At 66.5% G+C, this 14,417-nt stretch carries 15 protein-coding genes; 3 read left to right on the forward strand and 12 right to left on the reverse strand.

Annotated elements, in window-relative coordinates; translation table 11 throughout:
- Position 1: 1 nt before the first annotated feature.
- From AC5Y4F_RS11725 to AC5Y4F_RS11735, 3 genes are all read right to left on the reverse strand, one after another.
- Positions 2-847: a carbohydrate ABC transporter permease gene (locus tag AC5Y4F_RS11725; protein WP_156750225.1), complete on the reverse strand. Its 846-nt coding sequence runs from the start codon at positions 845-847 to the stop codon at positions 2-4.
- Between the two features lie 107 nt (positions 848-954).
- Positions 955-2,280: an ABC transporter substrate-binding protein gene (locus AC5Y4F_RS11730; protein WP_067939713.1), complete on the reverse strand. Its 1,326-nt coding sequence runs from the start codon at positions 2,278-2,280 to the stop codon at positions 955-957.
- Positions 2,270-3,259, reverse strand: a complete 990-nt coding sequence (locus AC5Y4F_RS11735; RefSeq protein ID WP_499996817.1) for a sigma-70 family RNA polymerase sigma factor — start codon at positions 3,257-3,259, stop codon at positions 2,270-2,272. Before AC5Y4F_RS11735 ends, AC5Y4F_RS11730 begins: the two co-directional genes overlap by 11 nt.
- Positions 3,260-3,426: 167 nt before the next feature.
- On the opposite strand from AC5Y4F_RS11735, the gene AC5Y4F_RS11740 reads away from it, so the two are divergent.
- Positions 3,427-3,777, forward strand: a complete 351-nt coding sequence (locus AC5Y4F_RS11740) for a DoxX family protein (protein ID WP_067939777.1) — start codon at positions 3,427-3,429, stop codon at positions 3,775-3,777.
- Between the two features lie 14 nt (positions 3,778-3,791).
- Here AC5Y4F_RS11740 and AC5Y4F_RS11745 read toward each other — a convergent pair whose 3' ends face one another.
- Both AC5Y4F_RS11745 and pncA read right to left on the reverse strand, forming a co-directional pair.
- Positions 3,792-4,592: a ketosteroid isomerase family protein gene (locus tag AC5Y4F_RS11745; protein WP_499996820.1), complete on the reverse strand. Its 801-nt coding sequence runs from the start codon at positions 4,590-4,592 to the stop codon at positions 3,792-3,794.
- On the reverse strand, positions 4,592-5,152 hold the full coding sequence (gene pncA, locus AC5Y4F_RS11750) for a pyrazinamidase PncA (RefSeq protein WP_082947807.1): 561 nt from the start codon (positions 5,150-5,152) through the stop codon (positions 4,592-4,594). Before pncA ends, AC5Y4F_RS11745 begins: the two co-directional genes overlap by 1 nt.
- Positions 5,153-5,253: 101 nt before the next feature.
- Between pncA and AC5Y4F_RS11755 the strand changes: the two genes are divergently transcribed.
- Positions 5,254-6,321, forward strand: coding sequence for a DoxX family protein (locus tag AC5Y4F_RS11755; RefSeq protein ID WP_499996822.1), 1,068 nt, complete (start codon positions 5,254-5,256; stop codon positions 6,319-6,321).
- A gap of 9 nt (positions 6,322-6,330) precedes the next feature.
- Here the strand turns inward: AC5Y4F_RS11755 and AC5Y4F_RS11760 are convergent, their stop codons facing one another.
- The 5 genes from AC5Y4F_RS11760 to AC5Y4F_RS11780 all read right to left on the reverse strand — a co-directional run bounded on the left by AC5Y4F_RS11760 (position 6,331) and on the right by AC5Y4F_RS11780 (position 11,450).
- On the reverse strand, positions 6,331-6,909 hold the full coding sequence (locus AC5Y4F_RS11760) for an ATPase (protein WP_499996824.1): 579 nt from the start codon (positions 6,907-6,909) through the stop codon (positions 6,331-6,333).
- Between the two features lie 30 nt (positions 6,910-6,939).
- Positions 6,940-7,329: a TA system antitoxin ParD family protein gene (locus AC5Y4F_RS11765; protein ID WP_067939697.1), complete on the reverse strand. Its 390-nt coding sequence runs from the start codon at positions 7,327-7,329 to the stop codon at positions 6,940-6,942.
- 68 nt (positions 7,330-7,397) lie between these two features.
- Positions 7,398-7,892 (reverse strand): gluconokinase, encoded by a 495-nt coding sequence (locus AC5Y4F_RS11770; RefSeq protein WP_067939694.1) that lies wholly within the window; start codon positions 7,890-7,892, stop codon positions 7,398-7,400.
- Positions 7,893-9,914 (reverse strand): DUF7064 domain-containing protein, encoded by a 2,022-nt coding sequence (locus AC5Y4F_RS11775; RefSeq protein ID WP_499996826.1) that lies wholly within the window; start codon positions 9,912-9,914, stop codon positions 7,893-7,895. It lies immediately after the preceding gene.
- Positions 9,915-9,932: 18 nt separating this feature from the next.
- A complete protein-coding gene (locus AC5Y4F_RS11780; RefSeq protein WP_499996828.1) occupies positions 9,933-11,450 on the reverse strand; it encodes a carboxylesterase/lipase family protein in 1,518 nt (505 codons plus the stop codon).
- 79 nt (positions 11,451-11,529) lie between these two features.
- Between AC5Y4F_RS11780 and AC5Y4F_RS11785 the strand changes: the two genes are divergently transcribed.
- Entirely contained in the window at positions 11,530-12,204 is a 675-nt protein-coding gene (locus tag AC5Y4F_RS11785) for a hypothetical protein (RefSeq protein WP_067930899.1), read from the forward strand.
- Here the strand turns inward: AC5Y4F_RS11785 and AC5Y4F_RS11790 are convergent.
- Entirely contained in the window at positions 12,194-13,165 is a 972-nt protein-coding gene (locus tag AC5Y4F_RS11790) for an SDR family NAD(P)-dependent oxidoreductase (RefSeq protein ID WP_499997072.1), read from the reverse strand. The genes AC5Y4F_RS11785 and AC5Y4F_RS11790 overlap by 11 nt on opposite strands.
- A 19-nt stretch (positions 13,166-13,184) precedes the next feature.
- Positions 13,185-14,408 (reverse strand): cytochrome P450, encoded by a 1,224-nt coding sequence (locus tag AC5Y4F_RS11795; protein ID WP_082947448.1) that lies wholly within the window; start codon positions 14,406-14,408, stop codon positions 13,185-13,187.
- Between the last annotated feature and the right edge of the window lie 9 nt (positions 14,409-14,417).

Genomic DNA, 14,417 nt, shown 5'->3' on the forward strand with positions numbered 1-14,417 from the left:
CTCACTTAAGCCCACGCGACGTCTCCAGAGATCGTCGATGGCTGATCCGCAACTGCACCACGGTCAGCACCAGCAAGACGGCGAACATCACCCAAGCCAGCGCGGAGGCGTACCCGAATTCCAGGAACGAGAAGGCGTGCTGGTACAGCATGATGCCCAGGACGTAGGTCGCCGATTCGGGCCCGCCGCTCGGGCCGTTGAGGACATAAATCATGTCAAACGCCTGGAAGGCGTGGATGACCGAGATGATGATTACGAACGATATCGAACCTCGGATCAGTGGAACGGTGATGGAGACGAATTGCCTTATCTCGCTGGCACCGTCGATCTTGGCCGCCTCGTAGACCGTTCCCGGTACGCCTTGCATCGCGGCCAGCAGGACGACGGTGGCGAAGGGCACGCTACGCCACACGCTGACGATGCACAGCGAGGCCATGGCCCAGTGAGGATCAACCAACCACGGGACCGGGCCAAGCCCCAGCCATCCAAGCATGATGTTGAGCAAGCCGTTGTCGGTGTTGAAAACGAATTGCCACACCACCGCCATCACCACCGATGAAATAGCCAGCGGCAGAAAGACAATGGTTCGGAAGACGCCGATGCCCCTGACCTTCTGGTTCAGCATCCCAGCGACGCCCAGGCTGACGAGGACCGTCGGCACCACCGTTCCGAGCGTGAAGATCACCGTGTTGCCGATCGCGATCAGGAAGAGCGGATCGGAGGTGAATAATTCTTTGAAGTTCTGTACGCCCACGAATTTTGGCGGGGTGAACACATCCCACCGCTGAAAGCTCATGTAGAGGGAGAAGCCAAGTGGGAACAGCATGAACACCGCGACCGACGCCATGTTGGGCGCCACGAACAACCGACCGGCCCACGCGTGCCGTCGCCAAGGGCTATTGTCCTTCCGGGCCCTCCTGGCCGGGGCGATCGCGCCGGCCGCGTCGGTCGAGGTCATGGGCTGCGCAGCACTTCGTCCACGGAGCGAGACAATCCGTTCAACGAGCTGGCCGGCTGGTTGCCTCGCAGGATGGGACCGAAGTTGCGGTCCATCAAGGCATTTACCTTCTCCCACGCCGGCGTGATCGGCAAGCCTTGGGAAAGGGCGGGCCCTTCGGTGAGCACACTGAGATTGTCGAGCCGTCGATGAGCCTTGGCGAATCCGTCCGATCGCAGCGCTGAGCGCAGCACCGGAACGAACAGACACGTCTCACCGATCAACGCTTGCCCGATGGGACCGGTCGCGAACTTCACGAATTCCCACGCCTGCTCCTTGCGGGGGCTGCTCGCCGAGATGGCCAGTCCGGTTGCGCCGATATCGGAACACGCGGCGTGACCCTTTCCCAGCGCGGGGCCGACCGGCAACGGGGCGACATCGAAATCCAGATCCTCGGCCCGAATGTAGGTCTGGTAGCGCCAATGACCGCCGAGCGCGATCGCCGCTCGTCCAACCGCGAAAAGATTGGGTGTCGACATCGACTGGGTCTCCGATGCGCTGGGCGCAACCCGGTAGGTGTTGGCCAGATCGGCGTAGAACTGTACCGCTTCCTGGAACCGCCCCTGGTCGAAGTTGAAGTGGCTCGGATTCAGCCGCGGGTTGGACCAGGCAACGCCGTTGTTCATCGCGAACAGGCCGGCCGAGTAGTAGGTACCCCAGGTGTTGACGAAGCCATACTGCGCGGCCCGTCCGGCTGCGTCACGCTTGGTCAGAGCGCGCGCGGCGTCCAGGAATTCGCTGAAGTCCCAGGGCTGTTCCCACGTTTTGGGCGGCGCCGGCACGCCGGCTTCAGCGAAGAGCCGCTTGTTGTAGAACATGTAGTTGCCCGACCACTGCTCGGGCAGCGCGTACTGCTTTTCGTTGAATGTGAAGGTTTCATACAGCTCCGGAATGCTGTCGCCCTTGAGCTGGTCGGCAAACGCTTTGTCGCGTGCCAAGAGCGTGTTCATGTCCAGCAGGACACCGCGCTCGGCGAGCTCGGCGTAGGACAGTTCCCACGTCATCAGCACATCGGGGCACTTGCCGCCGACGCAGAACGTCGAAAGCTGTTGCATGACGCTCGGACCGGACTGCAGCGGCCGAACCTTGATATCGGGATGACGGCGCGCAAACTCGTCGACGATCCGCATCCTTGCGTCGCGCTCGTCGGGGTTGGCCGCGAAAAAGAAGGTGAGGGCGTCGTCTTCGGGCGCACACCCGGCCGGCCACGGTGCCAGCGCGGCCGCGGACAGCGCGCCTGCGCCCCGCAGCAGGTTGCGCCGTCCGAACGGCTTATCGAGCATGACTCTCCCGGCCTTGCCCCGTAGCCGGCTTTCCGGCCGACTGTGTCTGACGTCCTTGGTACCCGATGAGCTTGTGATGTTCCTGGATCGGCCACCGCGGCAGCGTCAACGCGGTCCGACGGATTCGCTCGGCATTGCCGGTGATGTCGATCGTGTGGATGCGACCGTCGGCGCCGATGCCGATCACCAGCAGGACTTGAGCGCGCCCGCGGGCCGCGAGCACGATGCCCGGTGCCCCGTCGATGAGCATGACAGCACCGGCGCGTGCTCGAAGCGCGAACCGACGAGTTTCCACCGCGACCTCGCGGGCGCCGCGCAACGTTGTCGGCACGTCGGCCGGGACGAGCGCCGGGTCGACCGTGCGCACCACCTCGGGCGCCAACAGTTCGAGCAGGCCCGCGATGTCACCGCCGCGTGAGGCCGTCAGGAACGCCTCGACCACCTTCAGGTGCGTGGCCGTCCGGCGCCCAGGGTCGGCCGGCTCGGCATGAAGACGGCTACGCGCCCTGCTGGCCAGCTTTTTGGTCGCGTCCGGTGACCGATGCATCACCGCGGCGATCTGTTCGAACGGCATCGCGAAGACGTCGTGCAGCACGAACGCGACGCGCTGCGCCGGGGACAGCCGGTCGAGCACTACGAGCAGCGCGCTGCTCACCGACTCCGTCAGCAGGGTGTCTTCGTCGGCCGGTGCCGTCTGGGCCAGCCGGTCCAGCTCCTCGGTCCCGGCTATCGGTTGTTCGGCGCGCCGCTTGCGCACCCGAAGCTGGTCGAACGCCTCGCGTGCGGTGATGGTCGTGAACCAACCGGTGAGATTCTCGACGGCATTGAAGTCGGCACGACTGGCCTTGAGCCACGCCGACTGCACGGCGTCGTCGGCGTCGTCCACCGAGCCCAGCAGCTGGAACGCCACCGACCTCAGATGTCGTCGGTCGGCGTCGAAACGCGCCGCCAGATCCGCTAAATCGCTTGTTGCGCTCATGGGTCACCTTTTCCGCACGAGAGTCGTCAAGAAGATGACCGCGTCCAACAGACTTCCTGAGGCAAAGGAGACAGCACCATGACCTTACCGATTGTGCGCCGCGACGCGCAGCGCACGCACTCGACTCGCCGCTGCGGAATTTGCTGCGCGACAAGGGATTGATCCAGATGAACACCGCACTTGTCGTCATCACACTGATTACCGCCGCAATCACCGCCGCGATCGCCATCGCCGACCTGGTTCCTGCGCGATTCGTCCTGGCGAACTCTGCCGAGGTCGGGGTCCCGCGGTCCTGGTTACCGGCCCTTGGCGCCGTGAAGTTGGCCGGCGCCGTCGGGATCGTTGTCGGTTTGCTGGGGCCGCGGCAATTGGGCATCGCGGCCGCCGCCGGCCTGGTTGCGTTTTTCGTCGGTGCGGTGGTTACGCACCTGAGGGCGCACGTCCTGTACAATATCGCGTTTCCCGGAGCGTTCTTGTGCCTGTCCGCGGCGTCGCTGGCGCTGATGGTGGCTCGGTGAGACAACACGTTGGATCAGGCGGGAAAGTACCTGATCCGGTTGATGGCATCGCCGCGCCACGCCACATCGGCGAACACGATGGCGCGCCCGTGACTCGAGTTCAGTGACACCGCCACGGTGGGGCCCGCGCTGTTCATCTTGATTGCGCCGGCTCCCTCCAGTTGCTCCACCAACTCGGCCAGTTCGAGAGGGTCGCGATCACCCAAAGTTATTGCGGCATTTGAGGACAGCACCCGCGCCGCAGCAAAGCTGTCTTTCCGTGCTACGGCGTCGAGGAACGCCGTCAGCAGCTGCTGGTGACGCGCTCCCCCTCGCCGGAATCCGGTCATGAAACCCGCGGTCCCGCGCCAGCCTTGGTTGCGCAACAGACCCCTGGACAGGTTCAGCGCGGGGCCCACCGCACCCGAGCCGGTGCGGAGGAACTGCAACATCATGGCGGGAAGCTCCCAGTAGGCACGCAATTCGCCAATCTTCCACTCTCCGTTGGCTTCTCGGAGGTCATAGCGGAGGAAGGCGGGAATGTACATGGTCACGGCCGAACCCATCGCCACCTCCAGCTCGAGGTCACGCACCACCGTCGTGCCGACCACGAGGTCGAGATCGCGATGGAACGTGATGTCACGTGGACCGATGAACGTGTCGTAGAAACGCCCGATCTGCTCATGCCCCACGTGCGGTCGCGAGCCGACCGGGTCCTCGATCCGGCCGTCACCGGTGAACAGTCCCACCCACCCGGCGCGATCGTGCGCGGCGGCCGCCTGCGGCGAACGCTCTACGGCGGCGAGCAGACGTTCCCGGTCCAGCGGCACCACCACTACGGTCTCCCGACCAACTCGATGCCGGCGGAGCGCATTTCCGTCAGCGCTTCGGCGGCCGAGTCCACGGCGGCGGCCGCGGTCAGGTCCACCAGGACCCGGGTGGCCAGGCCGGCGGCTGCGGCGTCCTCGGCGGTCCGCCGCACGCAGAAGTCGGTGGCGATGCCGACAACGTCGACCTCGTTCACCCCCCGCCGCCGCAACCACCCAAGCAGCGTCGTCCCTTTCTCGTCGACGCCCTCGAAACCGCTGTACGCCGCGGAGTGAGCACCCTTGCGAAAGACGGCATCGACGCGTCGGATGTCGAGTTCCGGGCGGAAATTCGCGCCCTCGCTTCCGGCGACGCAGTGCACGGGCCAGGAGCAGGAATAGTCGGGGTGGTCGGAGAAATGATCACCCGGGTCGATGTGAAAGTCCTGGGTCGCGACGATGTAGTGATAGCCCCGGTCACCGGACAGATATTCGTTGATCGCGGACGCCACCGCGGCGCCGCGGGCCGTCGGCACGGAGCCGCCCTCGCAGAAATCGTTTTGCACGTCGACGATGATCAACGCTCGCACGCGCTCCACCCTATCGGGGCGCACCTCGATGTCTACGGCCGTCTAGCTGGGGATATCGACGCAACGGTTTGCTCGACAGGCAGCCGGGTAATACACCGGCCATGGTGCTCAGGAGAATCGCGCGACCCCTGTTATCAGTGGCATTCATCGGGCAAGGCGTCAATTCGTTGCTCAATCCCAAATCGGCGGCCGAGGCCGCCGCGCCGGCAGTGGACGGCCTTCAGGCGTTGCCGGATTCGGTGAGCAGCAGCATTCCCAGCGACCCCGAGACCGTCGCCCAGATCACCGCCGTCGTGCAAATCGGTGGCGGACTGCTGCTCGCCACCGGCAAACTCCCCCGCATCGCCTCGGCGGCGCTCGCGGTCACGGTGCTGCCGGCCAACCTAGGGACGCATTCGTTCTGGAACGAAAGCGACCCGGTGGCCAAAGCTCAGAAACGACAGCAATTCCTCACCGACCTCAGCCTGCTGGGCGGACTGTTGATCGCCTCGGCCGACACTGCTGGCAAGCCGTCCCTCGGGTGGCGTGGCCGGCGTGCGGCGGAACGGCTCTCCGAGCGGGTGTCATCAGCGTGGCCCGGTTCCGACGACTCGGCCTTCGATGCCGATTTCTCCGAGCTGGGTGATCGAATCGCGCACGGCTTGCAGATCGGCGCGGAACGGGGCCGCGAACTCGCCAGCACCGCGGCAGAGCGCGGCGCCCCCTACGCCGAGGCCGCACTCGAACGCGGCCGCGAACTCGCCAGCACCGCGGCGGAACGAGGTGCGCCCTACGCCGAGGCGGCAATCGAACGTGGCCGGGAGCTGGCCAGCACCGCGGCCGAGCGTGGTAGGCCGCTGGCGAAGAAGGCCCGCAAGCGCGGGGAGCAATGGGCCGACGAGGCCGCCGACCGCGCCGCCTATCTGGCCGAGAGGGCGCGGCAACGCAGCGAAGAGCTCGCGGACGAGGCCGCCGACCGCGCCGCGCCGCTGGCCAAGAAGGCCCGCAAGCGCAGCGAGAAGCTGGCCAAGAAGGCCCGCAAGCGCAGCGAGAAGCTGGCCGGCACAGCGCGGGCGCGCGGCGAGGAATTCGCCGAGACCGCCCGTCAGCGCGGCAGCGACCTGGCTGACACCGCGCGCGAACGAGTGGGCAGTCAGGTCGACACGGGCCGCCGCAAGCTGCCGTGGTAGCGGGTCGAACTAGCCGGGCCAGCGTGCCCGCAGGTTCTGCGGCGCCCAGGTGGGCCATTCTGGCGCACCGACGGTCAGGCCGCCGCTGAGTTGTGCGACGATGCGCGGACCGCGAAGCCGGCTGTTGTCGTAGACCGTTGCAAGGTCGGACAAAGCGATGGCTTCGGAGACCGGTGTCCATAGCCGGCGATGGCGTTGCCGAATTTTTGTTTCCGGCACGTCGTGACCGCCTGCTGTCACGCGGTGCCGGACGCGTTCGACGGCGAGGTCTTCCGGGACGAGCAGCACATGCAGCGCGACAGTGAAGCCCGCATCGCGGGCGGCGTGGATGAAGTCGAGTTTCGAGGGATGGGAAAACACCGTCTCGGCGATGAAGGACCGGCCCAGTTCGATCAGTTTTGCGCGGGTGTCGGCGGCGATGCGGGCGGCGTCGTAGGAGTGCGACGCCGGATCCTCCGGCCAGCGCTGCCTCGCGATCTCGTCGGCGTTGACCACGAGGCTTCCGGGCAACAAAGGTGCCAGGGTAAACGCGATGAACGTGGACTTACCGGCGCCGTTCGGTCCGACCACCAGATCAAGTCGATCCATCGGACCGCCGAATCGCCGACGAACGCCGGATCAGCGTCCGCCCGCGAGCACCACCGCGGCGCCGTCGGGGCGATGCTCCACGATCTCGCCGTCGTCGTTGAGGGCTACGGTGGTGACCCCTTGCCCGGCCAGCGTCGCCCCGTAGTTGGCACGGGCCAGGCTTTCTTCGATGGCGGCGGAGATTTCGGCGTTGAACACCACGCCCTCCTCGACCGTGAGCGCACTGGTCGACAGCTGGCCGGCGAGTGCGGCTTCGACCCGTCGCCGCGAGGCGGAGTGCTGGCTGGACACCGCTCGTCCGACCCGCGCCCAGTGGTCGAGTTGCTGTTTGGCCGAGCGGCTCTGGCGGGCACCCTCCGCCGCCGCACTATCCATCAGGTCGGACGCAACCCGCGTGACACGATCGAGAGCCTCGGCCATGGCTTCCTCCAATGCAACATTTCGTTACAAGCTGTAGCATAATGCTACACGACTGGGATCGGCTCTGGCTACCCGCAACCCTTCAAGACGGCATCCACGATAGCGTCGACGTCAGGCCCGATGTCGACGGTCAGGCCGGCCTCGTCGGGACCGAGGGGTTCCAGGGTGTCCAGTTGCGAGCGCAGCAGCGCGGCCGGCATGAAGTGGTCAGTGCGGGCTGCCAGCCGGTCGGCGATCACTTCCGCCGAACCTGCGAGGTGCACGAACTCTACTTCCGGGCAGTGCGTGCGCAGCTGGTCGCGATACGCCCTTTTCAGCGCCGAACAACTCACCACGGCGCCGTCGCGGTGCGTGGCCAACCAGTCGCCGACCCGCTCCAACCATGGATGGCGGTCGTCGTCGTCGAGCGGTTCGCCCGCCGCCATCGTGGCGATGTTTGCCGCCGGGTGCAGGGTGTCGGCGTCGACGAACGGGACCCGCAAACGCCGCGCGAGTGCCGCCCCCACCGTCGACTTGCCGGATCCCGAGACGCCCATCACCACGACGGGGGCCGGTCCACTCACCTAAGTCTGTTCGCCGAGGTTGCGGTTCCATTCCAGCCAGCCGACACCGCTACGTCCGTCGGCGGTGCTGACCGCCGCCCAGACGCGGGGAAACTGGCTGACCCGCCCATCCGTCGCGACGAGGCGGACGGGCGCCTGACCGCGCACCTCGACCTCCGCGGTGATGTCCGCGGGCTGTAACACCAGCGTCGCGTCCAGCGGTAACCCATTGCCGGAGAAGGACTCTCGTGAGTCCACCGTCTGTAATTCGGTGACTTTGCCGTCGCCATCCTGTGCGTAGCCGATGCTGAACGCGGGCGACCCGGGAATCCGGATGTTCACGGCGTGCAGGTGGGTACCGTCGTCGAGGTGCAGCGCGCTCCACATCCAATCCATGCCCCACCAATCGCGCACCCCCCACGAGTGATCACGCTGGCCGGCAACGGATTCCAGACGATAACTGTGGTCATCAATGATGACGCCGCCCGTGACGGTGCAAGGGATTTCATAACGCGTCGTCACCCCGTACTTGTACGGCGTGCCATCGGTGGTCCACACCAAGTTGACGGCCAGCTCGGCCGGGGTTCCGGGCTCCCCGCGCAACAACGCCGACGGATCGGGGTAAGCCTGGCCCCGCGCCCGGACGTCGACGCGGTAGCTCTGCAGGGGCGCCTGGGCGGAATGGGCGAGCTCGACCTCATCGGTGCGCAGGGCCCACGGATCCGACGGCAGCGGCACTTGCGCGTCGACGGCGACGGTCGGCATGTCGGGTCCGCACAACACCACGTGCACCCACGCGATCTGCTCGTTGGCCACTCGGCCCAGGCGAAACCACCCGCCCAATCCCTGTGCCGCATCGACGAAGTCGGCGTACCAGCTCTCACTCCACAGCGGCTCGGCGGTGGGATCGTGGGCGAGTTCGTCCTCGGCCGACGGTCGCAGCGGCTCGGGTGCCACCGCTTGGGGCAGTGTGGACAACGCGTCCGTGTCGAGGACGTGGTCGCAGTGTCGCCGCAGCATCGTCATGAACATCTGGTCGCCGCGGTCGGTGCGCTCGACCAGCATCGACGAGACGATCGCCATCATCACCCCGAAGAAGGTCTGCCGACGTACGCCGTCGGCGACGTCGGCCAGGGTGAGCGGCGCCTGCGGGCCGAGCGCCTCGTGGTAGGCCCGCAGCAACGCATCGTAGTGCTGCCGGCGGTCCTCGGTGGGCAGCGCGCAACCGAGGAAGTAGGCCAGGTCGGTCAGGGCCGGGCCCCAGGACACGGTCTGCCAATCGACCACCGTCAGTGCGCGATCCGCGCCGTCGGTACCGAACAGCATGTTGTCCAAGCGATAGTCGCCGTGCACCAGGCCCTGGACACGCCCCGGCTGGGACGCCTCCGCCGCGCCCTCCTTTTCCAAGGCGAGGTAGCCGTCGAACGCGGCCACCAGGCGCTCGCACACCAGGCGGTGCTCCGGCGCGATCTGGTCGCCGTAGCGTTCGACGAAACCCGCATACAGCGGGGTGATCATGGCCTGGTTAAGCGGGGCCGCACGGTTGAGCCACGGCGCTTCTGCCAGCGAGGTGTCGCCGAGCAGGGGTCCGTGCAGCCGGCCCAGTTCTACGACGCCGAGGTGAGCCTGTTCTATTGTGGCGCCGGCGATTTCGTCGCCGACGACGGCCGGATCGGCATCCCCCAGCAACAGATCGAACACCCCGGTCGAGGTGTCGACCGCCGCGTGGTAGCACGGCGCGATTGGTCCGCCCAGTGGCGCGATGTCGCCGTAGAAACGCACCTCCCGCTCGTAGAGACCGAGCGCCAGGCCGGTCTGCCGGCTGACCGGATCGGTGGCCGCGACCTTCAGCACCACCGACTCGGGCCCCTCCGCGGTTCCTTCGGCATAACTGAGCCGGACGCGATAGCACTCGCTCATCTGGCCGGTACCGATGCGCTCCACCGAGAAATCGCTGATGGGTCCGGTGCCGATGACCGCGGCCAGCCACGAGGCGGTCAGGTCACTGGGTCGTTCGATGACTTGCTCGGTCTCGGCATGCATGGGGGTTAGCGTGCCAGGTCAACGCGCCAGTGAGAAGCCGTCCCATGCCATTCGGCGATGTGGGTATGGGTCGAACTCGACGCGCGACTTGCGGTCGAAGACCATCACGGCTCGGTCTTCAGCGGTGTAGAGGGGCCAGTCCTCGCCCGGGACCCCGGCGCGGCTGAACGCGTGCCACCGCCGCTGCACCTGGTTGCTGACGCGCAACGCGGCCCGCTGGTCCGCCGCCGCGGTCAACAGCGCGCCGAACCTGGTGCGGTAGACGTCGAAAACCGCGAGCAACTCGGTGGCGTGGGTGGCGCCGAAACCGGACCACCGCAGCGTGCGCGGGGCGTAGTCATACCGGTAGAGGTATGTCGGTGCGTGCGCGCCGTGAGCCTCGGCGATCTGCCAGGCCGCCGACGCGAACGCGAAGTCACCGCCGAGCCGGATGCAGGCCTCCCGGTCGGGATAGTCGGGGTATGCGGCGGTAATGCGTTCGCGGATCGCGGGATCCGCCTCGGCCAGCAGCTCTTCGACCATCGTCTCGTTTGTCGGCAACATCGCCAGGAACCGGGTGAACAACCGTCCCTCTTCGGCATTCGTCCCCACGATCACCGGGACTCGGTGCGCCTTGCCACGTCGCATGGCCTCGACCGGATCCATCGGCAGGATGTCGTCACCGAAGACAGGGCCAATCGGGAAGGCGCCCAGCCTGTCCTGCATGCCCTCGTCGATCAATCGGTGCTGGGTTTTGACCAATTGCGCCGCGGACGCCCGCATCAGTGCGCTGGCGGCGTCCTGCCTACGCACCCCGAGCAGGTTGGCGAAGCGATTCGCGAACTCCGCCGCAACCTCTTTCGACCGCACCAGGCCCGACGCCGGGCTTTCCGAGATCGCTCGGGCGAACAAGCCTTCGGCGGCGGGCACCGCCAGCAGTGAAGCGGTAATGCACGCGCCCGCGCTCTCGCCGAAGATGGTGACGTTGTCCGGGTCACCGCCGAAGCCCGCGATGTTGTCGCGAATCCACTGCAGCGCCAGCACCAGGTCGCGCAGATACAGGTTGCTCTCGATGGTGTGCTCGGGTGTCGAGAGCGACGAAAAGTCCACGCACCCTAGTGCACCCAGCCGGTAGTTCACGGACACGTACACGCATCCTCGGCGCGCCAGGGCCGCGCCGTCGTACAAGGGCGTCGCCGAGCTGCCCAGGAAATAGCCGCCGCCGTGGATGAACACCATGACGGGCAGCGGTCCGTCGGCCGCGCCCTCGGGCACTACGACATTGAGGTTGAGGCAGTCCTCGCTCATCGGCTGGTAGCGGCCTCCCAAACCCGACATGCCGAGCAGGGTGTAGCGGCGCTGTTGGGGCGCGCAGTTGCCGAAGCCATGACAGTGCCGGACGCCCGACCACGGCTGGGCCGGCTGCGGCGCACGGAAGCGCAGGCTTCCCACCGGTGGTCGGGCATACGGGATCGACCGCCAACGAGTGACCCCGTCGCGGGTGAAGCCTTCGACCGTCCCGATGGCCGTGCGTGCGCGGACAGTGCGGTCATGCATAACCCGACGGTAACCGACATGACGGTCGTAACGCGCGCGCAGCGCCTTAATTGCCCGGCGCGGCGGTTAGCCTGACTGAATGCGGATAGCTGCGCTGATCGCCGCGTCGTTACTAGTCGCCGGGTGCTCCCACGGCACCGGCGGCCATTCGGAACCCACCGGAACCACCACCCAGACATCCACCGGCACCGGGTCGCCGGGAACCACACCACCCCGACCATCCACCGCGCCGGCCGCGGGTTCGGCAATCTCCGACGTCATCGCATGGATCGAGGCCGGTCAGCCCGCCGACCCAGGCCGGTTCCACACGGCCACCCGCGACGGGGTGGCCACGCCACTGGGCGACGACATCGCACTGACGGCGATGGCGGGCAAGGTCTCCTGCATGACCGATGCCAAGCACACCGGTGGCGCGCTGGCCTGCCTGGTAAGCCTGACCAACCCGCCGCCGGCGCCCGCGACGGTCTACGGGAAATGGCAAGGCGGTTGGATCAGCTTCGACGGGATGAACCTGCAGGTCGGATCCGCCCGGGCCGACCCCGGTCCGTTCATCAACGGCAACGGAGAAGAACTCCCGAACGGAGCTTCGCTATCTTTTGGCGACTACCGGTGTCGCGCGGACCAAACCGGCCTGTATTGCGTTGACTACGCCCACCAGTCGGCGGCCAAATTCAGCCCCGCCGGCATCGAGCCGTTCGGCTGCCTGAAGTCGACACCACCCCCGGATGGTGTCGGCGCGGCGTTCAGCTGCTGAAGCCGGCCATGATGGTCGCGAACAGCTCGCTCATCTCGTCGGCGGTTCCGCCCGGCACGGTGTAGCCGGCCTCGTCGCGGATCTCGTCCAGGTGGTCGCGCACGTCCTCGATGGACAATCCGGGGCGGTAAAAGCCCTTTGTCCGACCGATGAAGAACCGTGAGACATGGCCTGCCCCAACGGTATAGATCTCCCCCGACACCGGGCAGTCCCGGTGGGCCAGGTACGCCGCCACGGGAGCCACCGATGCCGGATCCAGTCGCTGTAGGTACGCAGTGACCAAGTCATCCAGCACCGCTTGCGCAGCGGGATCGTCGGGCCGCGCGGCACCGTCTACGGAGTGCGCAAGCATGCGGGTATACGCGATCGGGGCGATGGCGTTGACCTTGATGTCGCGGCCGGCAGCTTCGGCCGCGAGAACGCGCGTCAGGCCGATCAATCCCGTCTTGGCCGAGCCGTAGTTGCTCATGCCGGCAGCGCCCAATATTCCGGCTGCCGAACAGGTGTTGAGGATGCGGCCATACCCTTGCTCGCACATCGCTTTCCACGCAGGCCTCGTCACGTAGAAGGCGCCCTTCAAATGCACATCCAACAAGGGTGCCAACTCCTCGGCGGTCATGTCCTCCAACGGCGCGTCGCGCACGATTCCAGCGTTGTTGATCACGATGTCGACTCGGCCCCAGGCTTTCCGGGCGGTGTCGATGATCGCCTGCGCGCCTTCGGGACTGGTGACGCTGTGGCAGTCGGCGACCGCCTCACCGCCGAGGTCGCGGATCTCGCCGGCGACGGCGCCCGCGACCGCGGCGTCGGAGCCGTCCCCGGTCACCGAACCGCCGATGTCGTTGACGACGACGCGCGCGCCACGCGACGCCAGCAGCAATGCGTACTGCCTGCCCAGACCGTTTCCCGCGCCGGTGATCACGGCGACCTGGCCGTCGAATCGCAACTGGTCGACCGACATCGTCACCAACCCACCATCGTCACCAACCCACCGGAAGTTCTTTCATGCCGTAGATGTTGGCGTGTTTGAATCTCAGTTGTTCGCGTGTCACCGCCAGTTTGAGTCCAGGCAGTCGGCGCGCCAACGTAGTGAACGCGACCTGCATTTCAACGCGGGCAAGGTTCGCCCCGATGCATTGATGGACGCCGTACCCGAAGCCCAAGTGCCCGCGGGTGTTTCGGTCGGCGTCGAAGGATTCGGGATTGTCGACGAATTTGGTGTCCCAGTTCCCGGCGGCCAAGCTCATCAGCACATACTCCCCGGTGCGAATCAGCTGACCGCCGATGACCAGGTCTTCAGTCGCAACCCGGTCGACCTGGGTGTGCACGATGCTGAGATAGCGCATCAGCTCTTCGACGATGTTCGCCACGACCGCGGTGTCGTCGGTCTGGCCGAGTCGCTCGAAGACATCAGGATGTTCCAGCAGCGCAACCGTTCCCAGCGAGATCATGTTGGCGGTGGTTTCGTGGCCGGCTTGCATCATGATCACGGCGTTCATGGCCGTGGTGGTGCGGTCGAGTTGGCCCGTCGCCACGTATTGGGTGACCAGGCGGCTGATCAAGTCGTCGCCGGGCTCGCGCACCTTGCGTTCCACCAACTCCTCGATGTAGGCGTACATGGCGCCGAAGGCCTTGCCTTTCTCCTCGTCGGTGGATCTCTGGTCAAGCCCCTTCGTGGTGTTGAACTGGAAGAGTTCGAGGTCGTCGGTCGGCACCCCCAGCAGCAGCGCGATCACCGTCGACGGCACCGGCAAGGCGAATTCGCGGACCAGGTCGGCCGGGGCACCGTGGTCGATCATCTGGCCGAGATAGTGATCGACCATGTCTTGAATGTGCGGCCGCATCGATTCGCACCGCCGGAAGGTGAAGTTGCTCGTCATCATGCGACGCAACCGGTGATGCTCGGGATCATCGGTGCGCGCGAACATCACCGCGACGTTGTCGTCGCCGTCCCTCGGCAAGATGGCGTCCGGAATGGTCTTCGCGGACAAGCGGGGATCGACCAGCGCGGCCCTGATGTCCTCGTGGCGGCTGACCACCCAGACCGGGTTGCCCTGGAACATCGCCCGCCGCAGCCCGGGCCGATCCCGCCAATCCGCGAACTCGGGCGGGGGCGCGAGCGGGCAGGTCGCCGGCCGCGGGATGGGCAGCACCGGCAGACCAGCATCGGAGCGGGAGTCAGAAGTATCGAATGATATTGGCATAACCCGCGT

The sequence above is a fragment of the Mycobacterium sp. NGS56 genome (assembly GCF_059812425.1).